At 63.9% G+C, this 22,534-nt stretch carries 22 protein-coding genes; 11 read left to right on the top strand and 11 right to left on the bottom strand.

Annotated elements, in window-relative coordinates; translation table 11 throughout:
• Nucleotides 1-66 precede the first annotated feature (66 nt).
• Nucleotides 67-651, top strand: coding sequence for an FMN-dependent NADH-azoreductase (locus tag AC1DE1_RS15860; protein ID WP_441602418.1), 585 nt, complete (start codon nucleotides 67-69; stop codon nucleotides 649-651).
• 40 nt (nucleotides 652-691) lie between these two features.
• On the opposite strand, the gene AC1DE1_RS15855 is transcribed toward AC1DE1_RS15860, so the two are convergent.
• Together AC1DE1_RS15855 and AC1DE1_RS15850 are read right to left on the bottom strand one after the other, a co-directional pair.
• Nucleotides 692-2,368, bottom strand: a complete 1,677-nt coding sequence (locus AC1DE1_RS15855; protein WP_477179131.1) for an amidohydrolase — start codon at nucleotides 2,366-2,368, stop codon at nucleotides 692-694.
• A 115-nt stretch (nucleotides 2,369-2,483) separates the two neighbouring features.
• On the bottom strand, nucleotides 2,484-2,720 hold the full coding sequence (locus AC1DE1_RS15850) for a hypothetical protein (RefSeq protein WP_441602420.1): 237 nt from the start codon (nucleotides 2,718-2,720) through the stop codon (nucleotides 2,484-2,486).
• A 350-nt stretch (nucleotides 2,721-3,070) separates the two neighbouring features.
• Here AC1DE1_RS15850 and AC1DE1_RS15845 point away from each other — a divergent pair, with 350 nt between their 5' ends.
• A complete protein-coding gene (locus AC1DE1_RS15845) occupies nucleotides 3,071-3,289 on the top strand; it encodes a hypothetical protein (RefSeq protein WP_441602421.1) in 219 nt (72 codons plus the stop codon).
• 23 nt (nucleotides 3,290-3,312) lie between these two features.
• Nucleotides 3,313-4,215 carry a non-homologous end-joining DNA ligase gene (ligD, locus tag AC1DE1_RS15840; RefSeq protein ID WP_477177497.1) on the top strand — a complete coding sequence of 301 codons (903 nt, stop codon included), beginning with the start codon at nucleotides 3,313-3,315 and terminating at the stop codon, nucleotides 4,213-4,215.
• On the opposite strand, the gene AC1DE1_RS15835 is transcribed toward ligD, so the two are convergent.
• The 3 genes from AC1DE1_RS15835 to AC1DE1_RS15825 all read right to left on the bottom strand — a co-directional run bounded on the left by AC1DE1_RS15835 (nucleotide 4,212) and on the right by AC1DE1_RS15825 (nucleotide 6,968).
• Nucleotides 4,212-4,697: a response regulator gene (locus tag AC1DE1_RS15835; RefSeq protein ID WP_441602423.1), complete on the bottom strand. Its 486-nt coding sequence runs from the start codon at nucleotides 4,695-4,697 to the stop codon at nucleotides 4,212-4,214. The two genes, ligD and AC1DE1_RS15835, sit on opposite strands and share 4 nt — an antisense overlap.
• Nucleotides 4,698-4,779: 82 nt before the next feature.
• Complete coding sequence (locus AC1DE1_RS15830; protein WP_441602424.1) at nucleotides 4,780-5,394, bottom strand: response regulator; 615 nt, start codon at nucleotides 5,392-5,394, stop codon at nucleotides 4,780-4,782.
• On the bottom strand, nucleotides 5,391-6,968 hold the full coding sequence (locus AC1DE1_RS15825; RefSeq protein WP_477177498.1) for a sensor histidine kinase: 1,578 nt from the start codon (nucleotides 6,966-6,968) through the stop codon (nucleotides 5,391-5,393). Before AC1DE1_RS15825 ends, AC1DE1_RS15830 begins: the two co-directional genes overlap by 4 nt.
• Before the next feature lie 493 nt (nucleotides 6,969-7,461).
• Between AC1DE1_RS15825 and AC1DE1_RS15820 the strand changes: the two genes are divergently transcribed.
• On the top strand, nucleotides 7,462-8,154 hold the full coding sequence (locus AC1DE1_RS15820; protein ID WP_477177499.1) for a response regulator: 693 nt from the start codon (nucleotides 7,462-7,464) through the stop codon (nucleotides 8,152-8,154).
• A gap of 76 nt (nucleotides 8,155-8,230) precedes the next feature.
• Nucleotides 8,231-8,689, top strand: coding sequence for a hypothetical protein (locus AC1DE1_RS15815; protein ID WP_441602427.1), 459 nt, complete (start codon nucleotides 8,231-8,233; stop codon nucleotides 8,687-8,689).
• Between the two features lie 46 nt (nucleotides 8,690-8,735).
• Here the strand turns inward: AC1DE1_RS15815 and AC1DE1_RS15810 are convergent, their stop codons facing one another.
• The 3 genes from AC1DE1_RS15810 to AC1DE1_RS15800 form a co-directional block, all read right to left on the bottom strand.
• Nucleotides 8,736-9,965, bottom strand: a complete 1,230-nt coding sequence (locus AC1DE1_RS15810; protein ID WP_477177500.1) for a BamA/TamA family outer membrane protein — start codon at nucleotides 9,963-9,965, stop codon at nucleotides 8,736-8,738.
• A gap of 159 nt (nucleotides 9,966-10,124) precedes the next feature.
• Nucleotides 10,125-11,027 (bottom strand): DUF2950 domain-containing protein, encoded by a 903-nt coding sequence (locus tag AC1DE1_RS15805; protein WP_477177501.1) that lies wholly within the window; start codon nucleotides 11,025-11,027, stop codon nucleotides 10,125-10,127.
• An 11-nt stretch (nucleotides 11,028-11,038) separates the two neighbouring features.
• A complete protein-coding gene (locus AC1DE1_RS15800; RefSeq protein ID WP_477177502.1) occupies nucleotides 11,039-12,490 on the bottom strand; it encodes a DUF3300 domain-containing protein in 1,452 nt (483 codons plus the stop codon).
• Nucleotides 12,491-12,725: 235 nt separating this feature from the next.
• On the opposite strand from AC1DE1_RS15800, the gene AC1DE1_RS15795 reads away from it, so the two are divergent.
• The 6 genes from AC1DE1_RS15795 (at nucleotide 12,726) to AC1DE1_RS15770 (ending at nucleotide 17,768) form a co-directional block, all read left to right on the top strand.
• Nucleotides 12,726-13,574 carry a hypothetical protein gene (locus AC1DE1_RS15795; protein ID WP_477177503.1) on the top strand — a complete coding sequence of 283 codons (849 nt, stop codon included), beginning with the start codon at nucleotides 12,726-12,728 and terminating at the stop codon, nucleotides 13,572-13,574.
• 27 nt (nucleotides 13,575-13,601) lie between these two features.
• Nucleotides 13,602-14,771 (top strand): hypothetical protein, encoded by a 1,170-nt coding sequence (locus AC1DE1_RS15790; RefSeq protein WP_477177504.1) that lies wholly within the window; start codon nucleotides 13,602-13,604, stop codon nucleotides 14,769-14,771.
• Between the two features lie 50 nt (nucleotides 14,772-14,821).
• Nucleotides 14,822-15,226, top strand: coding sequence for a hypothetical protein (locus AC1DE1_RS15785; RefSeq protein ID WP_477177505.1), 405 nt, complete (start codon nucleotides 14,822-14,824; stop codon nucleotides 15,224-15,226).
• 185 nt (nucleotides 15,227-15,411) lie between these two features.
• Nucleotides 15,412-16,344 (top strand): LysR family transcriptional regulator, encoded by a 933-nt coding sequence (locus AC1DE1_RS15780; RefSeq protein ID WP_441602434.1) that lies wholly within the window; start codon nucleotides 15,412-15,414, stop codon nucleotides 16,342-16,344.
• Between the two features lie 195 nt (nucleotides 16,345-16,539).
• Nucleotides 16,540-17,487 (top strand): helix-turn-helix transcriptional regulator, encoded by a 948-nt coding sequence (locus tag AC1DE1_RS15775; protein ID WP_477177506.1) that lies wholly within the window; start codon nucleotides 16,540-16,542, stop codon nucleotides 17,485-17,487.
• 71 nt (nucleotides 17,488-17,558) lie between these two features.
• Entirely contained in the window at nucleotides 17,559-17,768 is a 210-nt protein-coding gene (locus AC1DE1_RS15770; RefSeq protein WP_477177507.1) for a hypothetical protein, read from the top strand.
• A gap of 16 nt (nucleotides 17,769-17,784) precedes the next feature.
• Here AC1DE1_RS15770 and recJ read toward each other — a convergent pair whose 3' ends face one another.
• From recJ to AC1DE1_RS15755, 3 genes are read right to left on the bottom strand one after another with little or no spacing between them, the layout of a single operon-like run.
• On the bottom strand, nucleotides 17,785-19,500 hold the full coding sequence (gene recJ / locus AC1DE1_RS15765; protein ID WP_477177508.1) for a single-stranded-DNA-specific exonuclease RecJ: 1,716 nt from the start codon (nucleotides 19,498-19,500) through the stop codon (nucleotides 17,785-17,787).
• Nucleotides 19,497-20,429 (bottom strand): phosphoglycerate mutase, encoded by a 933-nt coding sequence (locus AC1DE1_RS15760; RefSeq protein ID WP_477179130.1) that lies wholly within the window; start codon nucleotides 20,427-20,429, stop codon nucleotides 19,497-19,499. Before AC1DE1_RS15760 ends, recJ begins: the two co-directional genes overlap by 4 nt.
• Entirely contained in the window at nucleotides 20,426-22,333 is a 1,908-nt protein-coding gene (locus AC1DE1_RS15755; protein ID WP_477177510.1) for an ABC-F family ATP-binding cassette domain-containing protein, read from the bottom strand. The genes AC1DE1_RS15760 and AC1DE1_RS15755 overlap by 4 nt, the downstream gene beginning before the upstream one ends.
• Between the last annotated feature and the right edge of the window lie 201 nt (nucleotides 22,334-22,534).

Here is a 22,534-nt window from a genome sequence, read left to right as displayed (position 1 = left end):
TTGATTGTCCGAAGACTACCTTAGTTCTGTCGCCGGCGGACCCGGCCCGTCAACTGAGGAAATACCATGAAACTGCTGCATCTCGACGCAAGTGCCCTGGGTAGCCACTCCGTTTCGCGCGGTCTGACCGCCGCCATCGTGGCCGAACTGACCGCTAACAACCCCCAAACCGAAGTTATCTACCACGATCTGGTTGCCAACCCGCTCGCCCACTGGACTGCCGTGGCCGACGCCAGCGATCCGGTGGCGGTCCAGGGCAGCCAGATGATCGAAGAGTTTCTGGCGGCCGACGTGGTGGTCATCGGTGCCCCGATGTACAACTTCTCGATCCCCAGCCAGCTCAAGGCCTGGATTGACCGCATCGCGGTGGCCGGCAAGTCGTTCCGCTACACCGCCAATGGTCCGGAAGGCCTGGCTGGCGGCAAGCGCGTGATCATCGCCTCCTCGCGTGGCGGCATCTACAGCGAAGGCAGCGCCGCCCAGCCGATGGACTTCCAGGAAACCTACCTGCGCGCCCTGTTCGGCTTCCTCGGCGTCACTGATCTTGAGTTTGTCCGCGCTGAAGGCGTCAACTTCAGCGAAGACCACAAGGTCGAGGCCCTGAAGACCGCGCACGCTTCGATCAGCGTGGCGACCCGCAAGGCCGCTTAAAGCTTCACCGGCACCACCGTCCCCAGCAGACGCCGCGCCCTCAGGGCGCGGCGTTTGTCTTTTCAGCGCGATAGACCGCCTTGCCGTCGACCCACGTGCTGAGCGGTTTCAGGTCGGCGATCTGACGCGGCGATACGGTAAGCAGGTCGCCGCTGAGCACCACGAAGTCCGCACGCATGCCGGGCTTCAAGGCGCCGACCTGATCCTCCATGAAGGACGCATACGCCGCGCCGCGCGTGAAACCCGCCAGCGCCTGGATGCGGCTCACCCGCTGATCCGGCAACCAGCCACCCGGCGGCTGTCCATTGAGATCCTGCCGCGTCACGGCGGCATACAGGCCAAGCATCGGATTGACCTGCTCCACCGGGAAATCCGAACCGAACGCCAGCGGCACTTTTTCCTGGATGAATCGCTGCCAGGCATACGCGCCCTTCAGTCGCTCCGCACCGAGACGCTGTTCGGCCCATGGCATGTCGGAGGTGGCGTGGGTGGGCTGCATCGAGGCGATCAGATGCAAGGTGGCGAAGCGCGGAATGTCGTCGAGCGCGACGATCTGCGCATGCTCCACGCGCCAGCGATGATCGCTGTCGGCGTGCTCGCCCAGCACGGCCTGATAGGTATCGAGCACGTTGCGGTTGCCGCGATCGCCGATGGCATGCGTTGCGACCTGTACATGGCAGCGATACGCCTTTTCCACCGCAGTGCGATAGGCCTCGGGCGAGGTGACGAAGATGCCCTTGTTGCCATGGTCGTCGCTGTAGTCGGCCAGCAATGCCGCGCCGCGACTGCCCAGCGCGCCATCCATATAAAGTTTGACGGTGCGCATCTGCAGACGGCCATTCGCATCTGCCCAGCGCCCGCCCTGACTGCACAGCCAGTCGAGCGCCTGGTGGTTGCCGTCGGCCATCTCATAGAGACGCAACGGTATCTCACCGGCTGCCGCCATTTCCTGCAGGACTTTGAAATCCTCCAGGCTCACGCCCGGATCGTGTACGCCGGTCAAGCCGGCCGCGACTGCATCGGCGAAAGCGGCCTTATAGGCATCGCGCGTCTGCTCGTGCGTCAGCGGAGGAACGGCCTGACCCACCAAAGCCTGGGCGCCGTCCACCAGCACGCCAGTCGCCTTCTTGCCGACGCGTTCGATGCGTCCGCCGTCGGGTTGCCAGTCGCCATCCAGCGACTTGGTCGCGTGCTTCATCGCCGCCGTGTTTGCCCACGACGCATGACCATCCACGCGCTCGAGGTACACGGGGCGATCGGGAAACGCTGCATCGAGATCAGCGGCGTTGGGGAAATGTTTGTCGGCCCAGCGGTTCTGGTCCCAGCCGCGGCCGATCAGCCATGTGCCCGGCGGCAATTTGGCGGCGGCCGCCTTGAGCCGCGACACCACCTCCGCGCGCGAGGTGCTGCCGACAAGGTCCACTTCGATATGGGTCATGCCCAGGCCCAGCATGTGGCCATGAGCGTCGATCAAACCGGGAATGACGGTGGCGCCTTTGGCGTCCTCGATCTTGCCGTCGGGGTACTGCTTCTTGAGGTCAGCTGTATCACCCACCGCAAGTAGGCGTCCATCGTCGCCCCAGGCCAGCGCCGCAGCCTCCGGACGTGAGGGATCCATCGTATGGATGTGGGCATTGACCAGCAAGGTGGTCGCCTGCAGCGGCAGCGCGGCGAGCGCCAGTACAGCGATCGAGCCATAACGAAGCGACAAGCGCATGGAGTCGTCCCGGGTGGAAGAATGCCGAGACTTTGCCCAGCCCGGCCCCGACACACAAGCGGCCATGCAACATGTGTGCACCCAGGGCGCCCCCTACGCCCCGGATACGAAGGACTTACGCGGCCTGTTCCAGCACCGCCGCCACGCTGGCGTACTGCGCCAGGCGGATCGAGGCTTCGGTGCCTGGCATTTCCACGCAGACCGAACGACCCGAACGCAGATGTTCATCGCGGGCGACTTCCCGGGCGAGTTTGATGGCACTGCCAAGCCGCAGATCACTGAACAGCGAAAAACCAAGACGGCACACACACCACATACCGTCCGGGGACTGCTTGAGCGAATAGGTGACCATGATGCAACCCTGTGGGGGAAAGGAGATGCCTGCCACAACTAATCGTGTACGCATTAGGCGCGACGATTTGTCCGTTCCGGACTAAAAGAGCATGCCTTTGTTACACCGGTCGTCCTATCAGCACGACACCTGATGTTTCGTAGGAATGCGACTACGACGATTGGGATAGGGACACAGGCATGGACTGTTTCACCGCGGATACACATGCGCTTGCCATCCGTGAACGCCACGCCCTGCACAACGCTGCCGATGGCGGAAATCACATCGATCTATCACCCATCGTTAACTGCCTGATCGTCAGTTTCTAAAGCCCCGATCACGGAGTCTTGCTGATGACGGATGGCACACCCATGATCCAACTGCCCCTGCATCAGGCTTTTAACGAACTGCTGCAGCTCTACCGCATGCTCGAACTGGAAAACGAACTTTTGCGCGGGCAACTGCGCAGGCATCCGGTGGGCGAGCTGCAGATCCGCGAGACCGAACGCAAGATGATGGAATTGCGCGGCGGTGTGCCGCCTGTCACTCCCGACCAGCTGACGGCCATGATGGCCGTTCGGCCGGAATGAAGCGCGGCGCGCGAAGGTCGCCCATGACGACGAACGAATTGAATGGTGTGGTAGTCACCCATCCCAAGCGCGTGGTGTTTCCCGACGACGGCATCACCAAGCAAGACATCGCCGATTATTACGACGCGATCATGCCCTGGTTTCTACCGGGCGTGACCGGTCGACCGACTTCGGTGTTCCGCTTTCCCGAAGGCCTTGCCGAGCCGGGCTTTTTCCAGAAACACCCGATGCGGGGACTTCGTCGGGTCGAAAGCGTGCGGCTGCGTGAGGAAAGCGGCGCGCTTGATGACTATCTCTGCCCCAGCGACGCCAGCTCGGTAATCGAATTGGTGCAATACGGCGCCATCGAATTCCATCCTTGGGCGGCACGGGCCGATGCGCTGGAAGAACCCGATTATCTTGTGTTTGACCTCGATCCCGGGAGCGGCGTGAGCTGGCGCGATGTGATCGAAGCCGCGCGATGGCTCAGGGATCGACTGGCCAAAGTGTCGCTGAAGAGCTTCGTACGAACCACCGGAGGCAAAGGCTTGCACGTGCTCGTGCCATTGCACGCATCGTGTCGCTGGGAAGACTCCAGCCGGTTCAGCCGTGCCTTTGCCCATCAACTTGCCGACGAGCGCCCTGACGCGTTCACGGCGACATCCGCCAAGAGCGAACGCAAGGGGCGCATCTTCATCGACTATCTGCGCAATACGCGCGGCGCCACCAGCGTGGCATCGCTGTCGTTGCGTGCGCGCCCCGGTGCGCCGGTTGCCATGCCGTTACGCTGGCAAGACCTTGGTCGCTGCAGCAGCGGCAGCGCGTTCGACATCCGCTCCGCCAGGCAGCGACTGGGGCGCTTGCGCGGCGATCCCTGGGAGGGTTTCTCCACGCTGCGGCAGGATCTGGGCGAGGCGATGCGCGTCTACGCCGGCGCGGAAAGCTAGTGGTTTTTTCCAAACGTCGCGGGCAGCTCCATCAACGCCTCAAAGCGACCCAATGCCGGTGATAGGAAATGGCCACCCTTGAGCACTTGATTGAGCGCCTCGATCAACTCCTCTCCCGCCGAAGCCTTCAGCACATAGCCCTTGCCCAGTGACAACGCGGCGCGCGCCAGCGTGGCGTCGTCGTGCACGGTGATGAAAATGATCGGCAGGTCGGGGCGATCGACGAGCAATTGGCGGGCCGCCTGCATACCGTCCATGCCAGGCATGCTGATGTCGGTCACCACGACGTCGGGCTGAAGGCGCCTCACGGCTTTCACCAGCGCCTCGCCATGCGCAACCACGGCAAGCACATCGAACTCCTCGCTCAACAGTTCGCGCAGCTGCTCGGCGATGGGCAAGTGGTCCTCGGCCAGCACCAGGCTGGATCGCCTTTTGTCGCTGCTTTCAGTCGAGGCGCGCATCTCGTCGTGAGCATCTTCCAATGCACCACCCTGCGCCACCGAAATCGAACCGAAGCAATGCTAAGTAAATCTACCGAAGCAAACGCCGTAACGTACGGGCCGCTCAGAACAACAGCCCCAGATCCTGTGCGCGACGTACCAGCTCCAGCGTGGAGTGCACGCCGAGCACCTGCATCATGGTGTATTTATGCGCTTCCACGGTGCGCACCGACAGTCCCAGCTGCAGCGCGATCTGCTTGGAACGCAAGCCTTCGCCAACCAGTCGAAGCACCTGCAATTGCTTGGAGGTGAGATTGCGCATATCGGTCATCTGGCCGCTGATGTAGCGCGCGCCCAACGCCGGGGTCACATAGGTGCCTCCGGCCATCACCTGCTGGGCCGCATTGCGCAGATCTTCGCCCGCCGAGTTCTTCAGGATGTAGCCCCGCGCACCTGCGCGCAACGCGGCGACCGCCAGCGCCGGCTCCATGTGCATGGTGAGGAAGACGAAGCGCGTGTCGAAGCCGGCCTGCCGGAGACGCTTCAGCGCGTCCATGCCGTTGCAGCGAGGCATGTTGATATCGGCCACCACCAGATCCGGCTTTATGCGCTGCACGGCGTCGATCAGTGCCTCGCCATCAGCCACGATGTCCTGCAGATCGAAATCCTCGTCGAGGATGTGCTGCACGCCCTCGGCCACCATGCGGTGGTCGTCGGCAATGATCAGGGTTGGCCTCACGCCGGCCCTTGGGTTCCTAGCGGAATTCGTATGCATAACTCAGTCCCTTTGCCCAGAGTTGATTGCAGTCGGCAGCTGCCGCCCAGCAGCTTCGTGCGTTCGTCGATGCTCAGCAGTCCAAGCCCTCGACGCCCCTCCCCTTCGGTGACAAATCCCTTGCCGTTGTCGATGATGGTGAGATCTACCTGGTCATGCTCGATCTGCAGCGCCACTTCAACTCGCTGCGCGTCTGCGTATCGCAATGCGTTGCCGAGACCTTCCTGGGTGACGCGATAAAGACAGAGCGCGACATCTTCAGGAAGATCTTTTGCATACGGCGATACCCGCAACTCGATCGCGGGCCCGTTGCGGTGACGCACGTTCTGGCATAAGCCCGCCAGCGCGGCAGTGAGCCCGGTCTGCGAGAGCATGCTTGGGTGCAGGTCGTGGGACAGATGGCGCACGTCCTCGGATAGTGCAATCAGGTCGCTCTGCAGTCGGCTCACGTCCTGCTTGTTGCTCTCGTCCACCTTGCGGCGCAGCGCGCTCAGCCGGATCGATGCCACCGCCAGACGCTGGTTGATGTCGTCATGCAGATCGCGCGCAATACGCGCGCGTTCCTGCTCCTGCGCAACGATCAAGCGACCTGCCAGCTCGCGCACTTCGGTGTTGGTGACGCTCAGGTCGCGCTGGGTCGCCCGTCGCTGCTCGACCAGGGCCGCGAGATAGAGCGATGCCACCGATACGCCAAGCATCCACAACTGCACGCTGATGGTGGTGAGCTCCGCTTGCGGCTGCACGAACGGCCCTTCATGTTCCAGACTCAACTGGATGGCGAGCAGTCCCACCAGGAGATTGACCACGCAGGTGCCCACCACCTGCGCCCGCAAGGCCACGAAAATGGCCAACGGCACGGGCGCGAGCAGCAGCAGCGGTCTCGTTGTGGGGTAATCGCCAAGTTCGCGCCAGGCCAGCCAGAGCACGACCAGCGCTGCGGCGGTGATCAGCGGCATATTCCATCCCGGCAGCCTGTCGCGTCGCAACGACGAGCCCGGGTTGACCAGGCTGAGGATGGCCGGCGTCAGCAACACATAGCCCAGCGCATTGGCCAGCGCCACATGCCACCACTGCCTAGACAGCCAGAACGGCAAGTCCACCTGCGTGGATAACCACGACACTGCCGCACCGGTGGCAGCGGGCAGCACCATGACGGCCACCAGAACAAACACCAGCAGCTGCTGGAAATTGCCGATGGGTTGCTCTTCACGCAGTTGCCCAAGCCCCCAGGCGGCGATGGTGACCAGCAAGATCACGCCCGTGTTGGCGACCGCGAGGCCCTGCAGCGGCAGGTTCGCCGTCAACGACATCAAGGTCATGCCGACGAACCAGCCTGCGTTGTTGGCGAGCCAGTAGCGATAGGGCGCGCACAGCAACAGCGCAAGCAACAACGGCCCTGGCAGCCAGATAATCTGGAAATCGCGCGCGTGATCCCACAGCACCAGCGACATCCATTGCGCCAGCACCGCGGCCAGGCCTGCGCCCAGACCACGTAGCAGTTGCTGGGACAATGCACCGATCGGTGCTTTCCCGGTCATGATCCCCTCTGCCCCGTGCATCCCTTCGTCCTGCTGCCAGCGGCAGCTTTCGCCCCTGCGAGTATTGAGCGCCGGTCCACCGAAATCCCTCCCGCATTTCCCCACGACGCCCGTCGTCGCCCCGTGATGATTTGCGTAGTTCTACGAATGTTCTCCCGTGAAATCCCTCCAGGGCATGGCCTTAGGTCCATAAAATCAGCGAACTCGCAACGGACCCATGTGCGTGTCCCGTGTCCGTCCCGTCGTAAGAAATCGGCGATTTCACGCGATTTTCAGTAAATTTACCGACCCCCTTTGAGTGAAAGTTCGCTTACCAAGCGGGCATCGACGGCCCAAGCTGAGCTGGAGCGAGCTGAGGCCCAACGGGGATCCGATCGATCATGAAATCAGCGTGCCCTCCTCCTTGTTCGGGCACCCTTGCCGCGCCCTGGGGCGTCGGCAGGCTCGTCGTGACGCCCGCACGGCGGGTTGGCGACGTCTGGCCGGCGACGCCATGAAGGCGACCGTGCGAATCGCCTCCAGGAGCACGCGCAAGCTGCGGGTACTGCTTGCCGACGAACATCGCTGCGTCGCCGAGGGCTTGGCCGGCCTGCTCGCCAAGCGCACCAGTTCGGTCCTGCTGGTGCATGACGGCGAAGCCCTGATGGAAGCGGTACTGACCGGACAGATCGACCTGGTCATCACGGATATCGCCATGCCACCCTTCAGTGCCCTGCAGGCATTGCAGCGCTTGCGGCGCATGGGCAGCGATATACCGGTGGTGGTTTTGTCCACGCACAGTGAACCTCTGATCGTGCGCGAAGCCATGCAGGCGGGTGCGAACGGCTATGTGCTGAAGCAGTCACCAAGCAGCGAGCTGTTCAATGCGATGGCCGAAGTCTGCGCAGGCAACCAGTTCGTCAGCCCGCAGTTGATGGCAACACTGCTCGAAGCACCCGAATCGCTGCGACGGCTGACCCGTCGGCAGCGCGAAGTCATCGAGTCGATGGCCAAGGGCAAGCGAACCAGCGAGATCGCCGCCGACCTGGGCATTTCGGTGCGCACGGTGGAGAGCCACCGCCAGTCGCTGCTCGACCTGCTGGGCGTACACAGCGGCGTGGCGCTCATCCGTGAGGCCGAGCGTCTCGGGCTCATTCCGGTGGCGCCAGGGGATATGGACATGGCCGCGGACCAATCCTTTTTTTAGCGCACACCCTTCATTCCCACGCTCAGGCCGAGCCGATGGCGCTCAGCCCCTTCAAGACGCTGCAAGGAGTAGGACCATGACAAACCACAGCCTTCGAATCATCGGCCTCTCGCTCACCTTCGTCGCCGGCGTCGCATCCGCTCAGCAGCTGCCGCCGACTTACCCGGCCAACGGACAGAACGCCAACCAGCAGGAGGCGGACAAGAGCGCCTGCATGTCCTGGGCCCAGACCAACGCACCCCAGCAGGCGGTTCCCCCGCCGCAGACCGGGCCGGCCGTCGGCGGTGGCCAGCGTGTTCAAGGCGCGGCGCGTGGCGCCGCTGCCGGCGCAGTGATTGGCGGTGTTGCCAACGGCGACGCCGGACATGGTGCCGGCGTGGGTGCCACCGCCGGTGTCGTGGCCGGCGGCGTACGCGCACGCCAGCAGAGGCGTGATCAAAACGCAGCCTCGGCGGCCACGCAGAACCAGAACTCCGCCAACCTTGGCCAGGCGTACAGCGCATGCATGAAAGGCAAGGGTTACACCACCGGTTGAACGGGCTCGCACCATCGCGTCGTCCGCTCGCCACAGGCGGACGACGTTATCGCCAGGCGCTTCCCACCTGGATGTAATACGCGTGGTCGCCTTCGCTCCACGCCCAGTCCAGGCCGACGTAGAGCCCCAAGGCACGTGCGATCAGATAGCGCAAGCCAACGCCTTCTGCGGTGTGCGTGCTTGCATCACCGAAGTCCAGCGTGCGTCCCCACGCCTTGCCCGCTCCGCCAAACCCAAGCAACGCCCATCGAGGCGTGAGGTTCCAGCGCAGCTCAGCCTCGAGCATGCCAACGTTCTGATCCTGATAGCGGCCATAGGCAATGCCGCGCAGATCGATCGACGGCTGTTGATAGAACGGCACATCGCCACGCACGGAGCGGAAGTCCGCGCGCGTGCCCAGCACCCAATCCTCGCCCAGTTTGAAATACCCATAGGCGCGGCCGCGATAGCTTTGGAAGGTGGTGTCGCTACCAAAAGCGGGCGCGTATTGGGTGGCCTCCAGTCGCGCGAACCATCCGCTTGAGGGTGTCAGCGTGTTGTCACGTGAGTCGTAACCCAGGCCCAACCCGAGTCCCGACGACTTGCTGGCGAATTCTTTGGGCTTGAAGTACTGATCGTCGCTGGGAATATTGAGCCGATTATCCAGGTCGATGTAGAGCCAGCGCGCCGAGACAAACAGATCGCTCGTGCCGAGCCGGCGCGAGACCTGCTGGTAGGAAAAGATGCCGTCGAGGTTGTAGCCGATCTTATGCGGACCCAGCAGCAAGCCCTGCGTGTAGTAGTCCAGGTTGACATTGATCTTGGCGACCAGGCCGGCGTAACGCCAGGTGTCGTCTTTGAAATGAAAGGTGCCGCCCAGGCCGTAACCCCAGGTGCCGTTTTCGGTTTTGAAAGCAGCCGCACCGTAGATGTCGGGCGGAATGCGCAAGCCGCTTTCCCTGGACGCCTCCGATTGTTTGGGCGTGTGGAAAAACACCGCGGCCAGTCCGCCACCGTTGCCCACCGCAGGCTCGGTGATGATGATGGGAACCAGCAGCGCGCCCTTGTGCTGCAACAGCCAGCGCGACATGTCGACGGAGCTGTCCTGCGGGTCGCGGAAACGGCTCCACCATGAACCCTGGGAGTCCTTGGCCTGCGCCACGGGAGCCGTCGGCGACAGCGGTTGGTTCTTATCGGCAGCCCCTGCAACTGCGGGTGCGTCCTGCGCATGGAGCGCGGCGCCCAGCAGCAGGCACGCGCCGAGCAGGCAAGCTACTGGCGCAGGGCGCGGCCTCATGACTTCTCCATCGTTGCATCATCCGCCATGGGCGATGGAAGGACTCTGCCGGAGCCGGCGTTTTGCGGACAGCGAAAATACTCGGCATTGCGCCCGGTAAAAGCACGTAATGAGCTCGCCGGCCATCCACACCGACGAGCACTCACCGTGCGGGCGGCGTCAATTGGCAGTGGGAACGTCGACTTCCTTCCAGCTGCTGTCAGGGTCGAAACTCTTCATGGACTGCGCGATGGTGCCGCCGTTCTTGCCCAGATCCTTTTCGAATACCTGGCCGTCGTGGCTCACCATGAAACTCATCACGCCGGTCTCGCCGTACTGCGCGGGCCAGGCAACCAGCGCGAAACCGTTGGTCATGCGACCGCCGACCAAATAGTTATAGGCGCCTCCGGGGGCAGAACCGCCCTGCGCCGTCAGTATCCGGTAGTGGTAGCCGTAATAGCCCTGCCCTGGCACCACGTTGGCGAATTTCGGACCCAACGGACTCGGCGGCTCGTTGTCGTTGACGGGCCAGTACAGTCCGTCGTGCTTGCCCGGCGAGCTGAGCAGGTGCTGCGCGTACTGCAGCACTTTGTCCCCGTCCCTGTCCTGGGTCGCGTAATCGCGCTGCGCGTCGTAGTAGGCAAGCATGGCTTGCTCGACGGCGAGTTCGTTCTGCCCGATGTGGCGCGTGCGTATCTCTTGCTGCGCAGCGGCCAGGTCAAAATGCCAACCGTCCTTCCCTTTGACCAACGGCATGGGCAGCACCCACTTCTCCGCGCCCACGTCCAGATGACTCTTGCCGTCGGCCGTTTCGATGCGATGGCTTTCGTCGTAGCGTTTGAGGAACAGGTCCACATCATCCTGATCGATGCCTTCGGTCGGGATGTAATCCTTCCAGTTATTGCCCAGCACCTTGGCGAGTGCCGCCTGGTCGTGATTGCGCACGGCCTGCACGAAGGCTCCGGCGGCGTCATCCGCCGTTGGGTAACTCGCCTGTTGTGCCAGCGCGGCGCCGCAAAGGACACAGCCAGCCCAGAACATGGTGCTCAAGGCCAGGCGACGGATCATGGGAGTGCGATTCATGGTCATGCTCCTCAACGACGACGGCCACCGCCACCTGCCCGGGCTGGCGCAGGTCGGGACATCTGCCTGCCAGCACCAGCGCCGGCACCTCGGGACTGCGACATCGAGCGCTGACTGGATTGCCCGCGATTCATTTGCGTATGCGCCGAACCCGGCGATTGCCCGCCGCTGAACGCGTTGTTGCGCGGTCCCTGCGATGCACGATCGCCACCGAAGTTGCCCTGCTGCCCACCGGCATTGCCGCGTTCGCGCGTCTGTCCGCCCAGATCGCCGCGCCCCTGACCGCCGGGGCTGCCTCGATCCGCGCCGCCGAGGTTGCCTCGATCCGCGCCGCCGGCTGCGCCCTGGCCACCACCAGGCCGGTTGCCGGTGGACGGCCGATTGAGTGCCGCGCCGCTTTCGCCTGCACCACGCCGCGCGGCCATCGAAGAGCCGTTGCCGGTGGAGCGGTCAAAGCTCTGCAGTGCGCGCTGGCGATTCGCGTCGTTGCCGCGGAAAGCCTCGCGCTGATTGGCGCCACCCACGCCCTGCCCATAGCGATCACGGCTGCCCTGATCGCGATAAGGCGTGCCGCGCCGATTGGACGGGTTGTGGTTCCACGTCTGCCTGTTGTTGCCGTTGCCGCTGATGCGGTTGTTGACGTTATTGACGTTGTTGTAGCGGTTGACGTTGATGTCGACGTCGCCATGCCCCCAGTTGAAACCGCCCCACAGCGAGTTCACGGCGGCAACACCCACGCCAAAGGCAATGCCCGCCGCCAATCCGGTAGCCACCGGATAGTAATAACCCGGCGGCGGCGGCCAATACGGCGGCGGGTAGCTGGGATAGGCCCAGGTACCGTAGACCACGGTCGGGTTATACGACGGTACGTACACCACTTCCGGATTGGCCGGCTCGATCTGGATCACCGTGGTGCTCGGCGCCGCGGCCGTGGGTGGCGCCTGCTGCACCACCACCTTCTGCTGCTCGGTCGTCTTGAGATTGCCGGCCTTCTGCGCCTGCGCGCGCAGGCGCTGCACGGAGGCCATGACATCATCGGGCTGGGCAAGAAAGGCGTCGCCCATATTCTGCACCCATTCGGGTTGCTGCTTCATTTGCGCCAGCACCTGGGGGAATGCCACCAACGATTGCACGCTGGGATCCCAGGGCGTGTTGGCTACCTGTTTCACCGCGTCGTCGCCCTGGATCTTGGGATGTGCCGCCGACCATGCAGCGGCATCGGCCACATTGCTGGGATAGGTACAGGCCATCAGTATCTGCGAGAGCAACGCATCCGGATACAAGGCAACCGGGGCGAGCATCTGATCGAGTTGCTGAGTGGAGAAACTCTTCTGCGTACTGCCCTGGGCGCTAGTCGCGCCTTGCGTACTTTGTGCGGCCACGGGACCCGCAATCATCAGCGGCAGGCATACGAGACATAGCAAGTAGATCCGCCAGAATCCGTGCTTCCCAGTCGTGTTCATGGTGCCGCTCCGGTGCCGCTCACGCGCTTGCACCAGCTTGATACGTCGCACGACGCATTGACCACTGCATTTATGCGCAAACGTCTCCAGTAAAACTACTTAAAAGGACCACCGGCCCTGCTCAAGGGGCGCGGTATCCGTAGATTTACCGCCTGCGGGTAAGTAGTAGTTCGCTGGGAGTCTGCCAAACAGAGCACGACCATAGCGTCGATCGCCGACCTTAAGGATGACCACCATGCGCCGCCTCCGCAATTCGCGCCTCACCTGTTCCCGCGCCCTGCTGGCGTCGGCTTGCATCATGGGCTTTGCGGTGACATCGGCAAAGGCGGACACCCCCGATTACTGGGATGGCGACTGGCATGGCAGCATCCAGCCCTATGGCTGGTTGCCCGGCATCAGTGCCAAAACGCGCTATCAGTTGCCCAACAATGGCGGCACGGTCGAACAGAAGACCAACAACGACATCTTCGATTACCTCAGCGGCGCCTTCATGGTCGATGGCACGGTACGCAAGGGGGATTGGGGCTTCTATGGCGACTTCGACTGGGTGAAATTCAGCGACGAAAAGGGACGCTTCACCCGCATCGGCGGCGACCGCATAGGCGCCGATGCGAATCTCGATACGCGCTGGGGCATCAAGGGCGGCATGGTGACCCTGGCCGGCCTGTATACGATGGCCCATGGACAGCAGGGCTACATCGATCTGGTGTTCGGCATGCGCTACTTATGGATCAAGGGCAATCTGGACTGGAACTTCAACCTGACCGGCAACGGTGGCCGGCCGGATATCCAGAACAGCGGTCATCTCAACAACCAGACGCACGTCACCGACGGCATCATCGGCATTCGCGGCCGCTGGTCGCCGTTCGCCGGCAGCAACTGGTTCTTCCCCTATTACGTCGATGTTGGCGCGGGCAGTTCGGACAACACCTATCAGGCGATGATCGGCGTGGCCTACGCTTTTCACTGGGGCGATATCGCGCTCAATTACCGCGACGTCGAATACAAGCAAGGCAGCAGCGACAAATTCCTCAAGCAAGTGGAATTGAGCGGCCCTGCGCTAAGCGTGGCCTGGCACTTCTAGCATCAGCGTGTTGCGGGAGCTGCCGGCGTGAGCGATCCTCGTTCGAGCATTTTCGAAGAACCCAAACATGTCGCCGTCTTGCGGCGACTGCGGCTGATCAAGCCGGCGCATCGCACCCAGGCATTGCGCCGCGTGCTTATCGCGGTGGGGTTGGCATGGATTCCGCTGGCCCTGCTCTGCGCTGGACAGGCCTTGGTGACGGGTCACGACGAGTTGCTGCACGCCTTTTTCACCGATATCGCCGTGCATGCGCGCTTTGTCTTGGCCGTTCCGATCCTGATCCTTTGCGAATACATCATCCTTCCGCGACTGGACCTGACGGCACAGCACTTCGTCACCTCCCATATCATCGACGCCTCCGATCAGACGCGCTTCGATGAAGCCGTTGCTTCGACCCGGCGCCTGAGCCTGGGCGTGTGGCCCTCGGCAGCCATGACGATCATCGTCTATACGTTTGTCATCACCATTGCGATCACCGTACGCCAGAACGTGCTGCCGATCTGGCATTACGCACCCGATTCGCCGCATCTGTCGCCCGCCGGCTGGTGGCATATGTTGATCAGCCTGCCGCTGTTGCTGGGTTTGCTGCTGAGCTGGATATGGCGCGTGTTCGTATGGATGCGCTTTCTTCGTCAGGTGTCCCACATGGGGCTGCACCTGGTGGCCTCCCACCCCGACAAGGCGGGTGGACTGCTGTTTGTCGCCTTCTCGCCGCGCATGTTCGCGCCGCTTGCGCTGGCCATCGGCATCATCATCGCGGGCACCTTTGCCAATGAGGTGTTTCATCTGGGGCTCAATCCATTGGACCACCCGGCAACGCCGCTCGCCTCGGCGGCGGTGGTCGTGGTCATCTTTCTCACGCCGCCGCTGGTTTTCGGACGCATGCTGCTGATGGCATGGCGACGCGGCATCTTCGAGTACGGCGCACTGGCCAGCCGCCTGGGTACGCAATTTGAAGACAAATGGCTGAGGTCGGGCAACGTGGTCGATACGGAATCGCTGGAGAAACCGGATTTTTCCGCCGCCACCGATCTCTACAGCGTGACGGCCAACGTCTACGCCATGCGTCCCGTGCTGTTTGATGCGCGCGCGGCGTTGGCGCTCGCCCTCGCCACACTCATCCCGTTCGCTCCCATCTTTCTGACGGTGATTCCCGCCAAGGTCATTCTCACGCAGTTGTTGAAACTCGTCGTCTGAGCCGCGCCGCAGCGCCCACGCGGCGACCGCCGTGCCTTCTGAAAAGGAACGTGCACGCAGGGCTTGCCTTTGTACTGGCCCCGCCGCTGTCCGGTCATGCAACGCTGACCGTGCTTGCCCTGGCCATCGTGGCGGGCGTGGGCATCTACAACATGATCGGATCGCCACGGGCCTATAGCTGGATCCTCGGTACGGTGACGGCGTTGATGGTGCTCAGTGCAGCCGGCCAGGTTTCTTCGTTATCGCAGCTTGCGCTCGATCGGGTGATCGATGTCGCCGTCGGCGTCGGCTCGACCCCGCTGGTGGCGCTGGCCGCGCGACGACGTGAAGATATGGATGCCGCGAAGACGATCAGGTGCCGATGGGGCTGTATGTGGTCGGCGGCGACGGCATGCTGCAGGCCGTTTCGGTCCATATTGCCGATTACAGCGACTATGGCGAGGGTATCGAGATAGCCGTCTACGGCATCTCGGAGCCGCCGTTCGACGAGCTGTTTCCCTGTAGCTGAGGCGCCCCATTGCGTAAAAGCACGATGGCGGGCCTCCATATGGTGGCGCGCATGCGCGCATGCCCCGATACTTCTTGCGTTTGCGCCGACCTCTGAGCAAGAGCCATTGCGGCCGTCCCCAGGAGCGCCCTCGTGCAGTTTCGCCATTTGCGCTATTTCGCCAAGATCGTGGAAGCGGGCAGTTTTTCCCGCGCGGCGGCGCTCATCCATATCGCCCAGCCGGCCTTGAGCAAGCAGATTGCCGAGCTGGAAGACGAGTTCGGCGTCACCCTGCTCCACCGCAGCGCACGCGGCGTCACGCCCACGGCTGCCGGCGAAGTGCTTTACCAGGAAGCGCTGAAACTGATCCGGCAGGTGGACGACCTGCCCGCCGTGGTGCGCTCCGCGCAAGGCGAAATCCAGGGCGTGGTGTGTTTCGGCATGGCCTCGACCATGGCGCCGGCGCTGACCGGCAAGATGATGGAGATCTGCCGCGCCACCTTGCCCAAGATCACCCTGCGCTTCATCACCGGTGACAGCGAAACGCTGCGCGACAAAGTGGCCGCCAAGACCATCGACCTGGCCATCGTGTTCGAGAACGGGCCGGAGACCGGCTTCACGCGCGAGGTGCTGTTCCGCCAGCGGCTTTACCTGGCCAGCCGAAAACAGCAGGGCAAGGCTGAGAAGTCCACCACGCTGGCGAAGATCGCGCAGCTGCCGCTGATGCTGCCCACACCGACCAATGTGCTGCGCAAGGCGCTCGACCGCGAACTGGCCGCCGCCGGGCTGCACGCCGAACCGGTCGCCGAGTCGGATCTGTTCGAGGTGGTGTTGTCCGCCGTGGAGACCGGACTGGGGCACGCCATCCTGCCCAAGGGCGACTTCACCGATATGCCCGGGCACCCGGACATCGCCACCACGCCGATCGAGCCGCCGATCTATCTCACCGCCTGCCTGATCACCTCGCGGGACAAGCCGCTGACGCGCGCGGCCTCAGCGATCGAGGCGCAGCTGCTGGGCTTTATTCGCAGCCAGGTCGGCGCCTCCGCCTTCAAGGGCGCCCAATGGGTGGACGCCGAGCCATAACCGGCCGTTATGCCCGCATAGCGAAACGGTATTTTCTTTCGAGGCGGCACAAGCACAGACTCTGCTGCAACGCACAAGCAAGGCTTTCCGCCGCACCGCTCCCGCACCCTTCTATCGGAACCCGCCGCACCGGCGCCTTCCCATCCTCGATCCCCTCATTCGAACCGGCATGTCATTCGCCGGAACGGAGAAGTCATGTCTACCGTCGCCAAATCCCGCACTTTGAATAAAGCCTTCGCCGCCAAGGCGCACTCTGCCACCCGCGCCCTGCTCGATCGCTGTGCCGCTGCGAACACCCATTGGCAGCAGCTGTCCCTGCAGGCCGACCCACGCATGACGCAGGCAAAGGCCTCCATCTGGAGCCACCAGGGTTCGGGCGCCACCCATTGGGAGGCCAGGACGCCACAGGACGCCTATGCGGTGCTGCTGTTGCTCGACGACGCCCACCTGTCACTGCATAGCGACGCCCACGACCTTCAGGAGCGCGCCTGCGATGCGGGCTCCTACTACGTGAGCCGCCCCGGCGAATCGGTCAGCGTGCAATGCCCGGGCAACTGCCGTGCGCTGTATGTGGAACTGCCCGTGCAGCTGTTCTGGTCCGCCGATGAAGCCAGCCGCGCCTGCTTCTCGATGGGACCGGCGCAAGATGCCTTGCTACTACAGCTGGCCCGCACCCTGCTGGAAATGCACGGCGAAAGCCGCGAGCACGCGCTGGCCACGCAGGTGCTGGAGCTCATCGTCGATCGCCTGCGCCATCTGCGCGCGGCCGCTGCACCGCTGGCCTGCGCCGTGAAGAAAACCGTGCTGCCGCAATGGCGCCTGCAGCGCGTAGACGACTATGTGAAGGCGCACCTGTCCGAATCCATCACGCTAAACGACATGGCCGCTGCGGCGGGCTTGTCACCGATGCACTTCGCCGCCCAGTTCCGCGCAGCCACCGGTTTCCGTCCGCATCACTACCTGTTGTTGTGCCGCATGGAGCACGCCAAGCAGCTGATCGCCGAGATGCCGCGCTCGATGCTGGATGTGGCGCTGGAGGTGGGCTTCCACACGCAGGCGCACTTCACCACCGTGTTCAAGCGCCTCACCGGCAAGACGCCCAGCCAGTGGCGCGGTGACGCCCTGCGGGCACAGCACGTATAGACGTCCACAGTCGTGCGAATCGGAAAAAGCAGCGCCCCAGCCGAAAAGCCCGCCGGGCCTGCGTGCCTACCATGCACGTATCGGCCGTCCCCACCGCAGATAACCTGGCCGCGCTCGAGCACCCGTGGTGCCGGTTTCTGGGCCGCAACATCAAGGCCATGCGCACCGCCGTGCTGGCGATACGCATACGCTATGCATGGAAGGCGGCACCGAGCTCGCCGGTCCATGCACTTTCGTCCAGCCCGAACCACGCACTCTTGCGTTACCTCGATCTGCGTTGAGGCATCGCACGCTTGCTCAGACGGGCTCGAGGTAGCGCAACAGCAAGCGTGCGCTCTCGCGACCCTGCCAGTCATTGATGACCAACTCGTAGGCAGCTCGCAACACCGCCGGCGGTGGCGTGCCCTCGTAGGCATTGAACATCACCGCATCGTGCACCGAGCCATCGCGCGGATCGCGCAGGCTCAGCCGCAGATGCCGCTCGCCCATCACGCGCCAGCTCGCGCATTCGAATACGTTGTCGAATACCGGCTCGGGAAATGCCTGACCCCAGGGGCCCGCAGCGCGCAGCTGACGCGCCAGTTCCAGGGTCGCCGCGCCAACGGGCAATTCGCCGTCGGTGTGCTGCACGGCCTGCAGCTGATCGTCGTCCAGCCACTCGCGTGCAATCGTGTCGAAGGCCTCGGCGAAGCGTGGATAGTCCTCGGTGCGCAGGCTCAGTCCGGCGGCCATCGCATGACCGCCGAAGCGCGCGATGAGGCCTGGGTGGCGCGCGTCGATCATCGCCAGCGCATCGCGGATATGGAAACCGGCGATGGAACGCGCCGAACCGCGCAACTCGTCCTGCATCTCTTCGCTGGCCGGTGCAAACGCAATCACCGGACGATGCAGCCGCTCCTTGAGTTTGGACGCCACTAGTCCTACCACCCCGGCGTGCCAGCTCGGTTCGAACAAAGCCACACCTACGGCGTCGATGTCTGCCGTGCGCGACACCATCACTTCGGCCTCGGCCACCATGGTGGCCTGCAACTCGCGGCGTTCCTGATTGATGGAACTCAGCAGCTCGGCGTAACGACGCGCCTGCACCGGATCATCGGTGAGCAGGCACTCCACGCCGATGCGCATATCCTCGAGCCGGCCCGCCGCATTGAGCCGCGGGCCGATCGCATAGCCCAGATCGCTGGCACAAAGCGTCGCCGCGCTGCGCTGGCTCGCCTCCACCAGCGCCGCCACGCCCGCATGGGCACGGCCGCTGCGCACACGCCGCATACCCGCCTCCACCAGCACGCGGTTGTTGAAATCCAATGGCACCAGATCGGCCACGGTTCCCACCGCCACCAGATCGAGCAGCACGGAAAGATCCGGCTCGCTGCCCGCAGGAAACACGCCGTGCTCCCGCAGCGATGCGCGCAGCGCGAGCAGCAGATAGAACATCACGCCCACGCCCGCCAGCGCCTTGCTCGGGAACGCATCGCCATTGAGGTTGGGATTGACCATCGCATCGGCGCTGGGCAGTTGCTCACCAGGCAAATGATGATCGGTGACGATCACGCGGATGCCGCGCGCCTGCGCCGCAGCTACACCCGCCACGCTGGCCACGCCGTTGTCGACGGTGACGATGAGTTGCGGCGTGGGCTGAAGCGATTCGACCAGCGCCGGACTCAGGCCGTAGCCATGCACGAATCGATTGGGCACCGCATAGTCCACGCGGCGCGCGCCCAGCATGCGCAGGCCTCGCACAGCGACGGCCGTGCCGGTCGCGCCATCGCAGTCATAGTCGCCGGCGATCAGAATCGTCCAATCGTCGCGTATCGCCTCCGACAGCAAGGCCACCGCCTGATCCAGGCCACCGAGCTGTTGTGGCGAAAGCAGACGCGCAAGACGATATTCGGCATCCAGCGGCGAGAGCACGCCGCGTGCGGCGAACACCTGCTGCAAGACCGGATGGACATCCACGCCCCAACCCGCCGGGCTGCCTTGAGGCTCGCGTCGACGAAGGCTGTTGCGCTTCACCGGCTGCTCCTTCGCCAGACACGCAGACGATGCCAGGGACGATGCAGCCAGCGCTCGCCGCTGGCAAAACTCAGTTGCAAGGGTTGGCGCTTGGCCAGGGCGAGCAGGCCCGGTGTCCAACGCGCAGCCAGTTCGTCTTCCGGCAGGTCCTGCAGATCCATCAAGGTGCCCGGCAACGCCGCGGCTATCGATGCCTCCGTGCGAGCCGCCACGGCAATGCCTGCCTGCGTCGCCAGCGAGCGCAACAGCAGATCATCGCCAATCACGTTGCCAAGCGAGGTATGCACGGCTTGCGGCAGCGCGCCGCCGCCCCATAGCCATACATGATTGATCGGCGGCATGCCGCGCTGGCGTCGCTCGGCGTTGAGCGGATGCTGATGCAGGATCACCTGCACCTCGGTGAGCAGGATGCGCCAGCGACGCCCTTCCACGCCTTGCGGCAGGTGGTAGTAGAGGTCCTCGCCCAACGCCTGCTCGGGAGCTGCAAAGTCCGGCAGCGCAGTATCGGCGGACAAGCGCACATGCCAGCGATCGGGCGACGAGACAATGAGCGCCATGTCGGCTTCGTCGAACAAGGGCATCAGCGGCTCGGCGAGAGCAAGCGCTTCGTCCATCGACAACTGCATCTGCCCGCAGGCCAGCAGTCGCGCACCATTGAGATCAGGTTGCACCCAGGCAGGATCGGCACACAGCCAGCGATCGCCGCCGGCGTCACCGGCAATCAGCTGGCGCGTGAGCGCCGCGGCCGGCAGCGGGTCGGGCAGCTCGAAGCGCGCGTTCAATCCAGCCATGTAGCCGCGCGCGCCGTCAGCCAGACGATCGGCCTTGCGCACGAGACCGCGCAACGGATGATCGGGCGCCAATCGCGCGAGATTCGGCAGCCAGACATCGATCGCGTGATGGGCCGAATCGCGCATGGCCAGGCTCATGCCTCCAACTGTTCGTAGAGTGCCAGCCACTCGACTTCGAGCGTTTCCTTCTCGCTGCGAAGTTCACTCTGTCGCTGCCCCAGCCGCATCATCTCGGTGGTGGAGCCGTTATAGGTTTGCGGATCGGCCAACTTCGCTTCGAGTGCCGTCAGCTCGCCTTCCAACGTGGCGATGCGCGTCTCGATCTTTTTCACGCGCTGGCGCGTGGCCTTGTCGCTGTCGCGCTCGGCGGCGGTGCGGGCGCGGCGCTCGTCCGGCGTTTCCACGCGTTCGACGGGCTTGGCGTTTTCCTTGTTCTTGGCCTTCTTGGCGGCCGAACCACGGCTGCGCAGCCACTTCGCATAGTCGTCTAGGTCGCCGTCGAACGGTTCCACCGTGCCATCGGCCACGCGCCAGAAACTGTCGCTGACCATGCCAAGCAGATGGCGATCATGCGAGACCAGCACCAGCGCACCGTCGAATTCCGCCAGCGCATCGGCCAGTGCTTCGCGCATGTCCAGATCAAGATGGTTGGTCGGTTCGTCGAGCAGCAACAGGTTTGGCTTGTCCCAGGCGATCAGCGCCAGCGCAAGACGCGCGCGCTCGCCGCCGGAGAAACCGTCGACCGATTCAAAGGCGCGATCGCCGGCGAAATTCCACGAACCAAGGAAGTCACGCAAGACCTGCGCGGCGACGCCAGGCGCCTTCTCCTGCAGATGATCGAACGGCGACGAACCTTCGTGCAGGCTTTCCACCGTGTGCTGGGCGAAGTAGCCGATCTTCAGATCCTTGTGCCCCTTGCGCTCGCCGGCCAGCGGCGTGAGTTCGCCGACCAGGGTCTTGACCAGGGTGGATTTGCCGGCGCCGTTGGGGCCCAGCAGGCCGATGCGCTCGCCCGCTTCCAGGCGGAAACGCACGTTGCGCAAAATCGTGGTGGTGGCTGCGCCGTTTTCACCCGGATAGCCGGCATCGACGTCCTCGATCTGCACCATCGAATCAGGCAGTCGCGCAGGCACGGCAAACTGGAAATGGAACGGACGCTCGGCGCGCACGGCCTCGGTGCCGGCCAGTTTCTCCAGTCGCTTCACGCGCGACTGCGCCTGCTTGGCCTTGCTCGCCTTGGCCTTGAAGCGATCCACGAACGACTGCAGGTGAGCACGCTCGGCCTGCTCGCGTTCGTGCGCGATCTGTTGCTGGCGCAGCTGCTCGGCACGCAGGCGTTCGAACGCGCTGTAGTTGCCGGTATAGAGCTTGCCGCTGCCATCGTTGAGGTGCAGCGTGTGGGTGATCACGCCGTCGAGGAATTCGCGGTCGTGCGAAATGATCAGCAAGGTGCCCTGGTAGCGGCGCAGCCATTCTTCCAGCCACAGTACCGCGTCGAGATCGAGATGGTTGGTGGGCTCATCGAGCAGCAGCAGGTCCGACGGCGCCATCAGCGCACGCGCAAGGTTAAGGCGCACGCGCCAACCGCCGGAGAATTCCTTCACCGGCGTCTCGTGGGTTTCAGCGGCAAAGCCCAGGCCATGCAGCAGGCGGCCAGCACGCGCCCGGGCGTCGTAGCCGTTCAGTTCTTCGATGCGGTGATGAGCGAGCGCCATCGCTTCGGTGTCGCCGCGCGCTTCGGCGTCGATCTCGTCGCGCAAGGCCTTGGCCAGCTCCACGTCGCCGCCCATCACGTACTCGATGGCGGGGTCGGGCAGCGACGGGGTTTCCTGGGCCACCGAGGCCATGCGGATCTTCGCAGGCAGGTCCAGGTCGCCGGCATCGGCTTCTACCTGGCCCTGCAAGGCGGCAAACAGGCTGGATTTTCCGCAGCCGTTGCGCCCGACCACACCCAGCCGCCAGCCAGTCTGGATGACCAGGTCGATATCGGAAAGCAGCAGTCGGCTGCCACGGCGGAGGGCGAAGTGACGGAACGAAATCATGAGGAGAGCTTAGAGCCTGTTCAATGCCGTGGTAGAGGCCGCACAGGCGGGCCCCCGGAGCCGGCCGGGTGCCGGCCGTAGCCGCCCATGATAGCGGGCCCTGCGCCCGGTTCCTCACAACGAATGCCCACGCCGTCGCAATCGCCGCAGATTCGCATGGCTAAGGCCCGATACTTCTGCTACAACGACGCGGCAACGCCT

The sequence above is a fragment of the Dyella sp. 05T440 genome, from assembly GCF_056395965.1.
The sequence above is the reverse complement of the archived record's forward strand: the minus strand, read 5'-3'. Positions and strand labels throughout refer to the sequence as shown.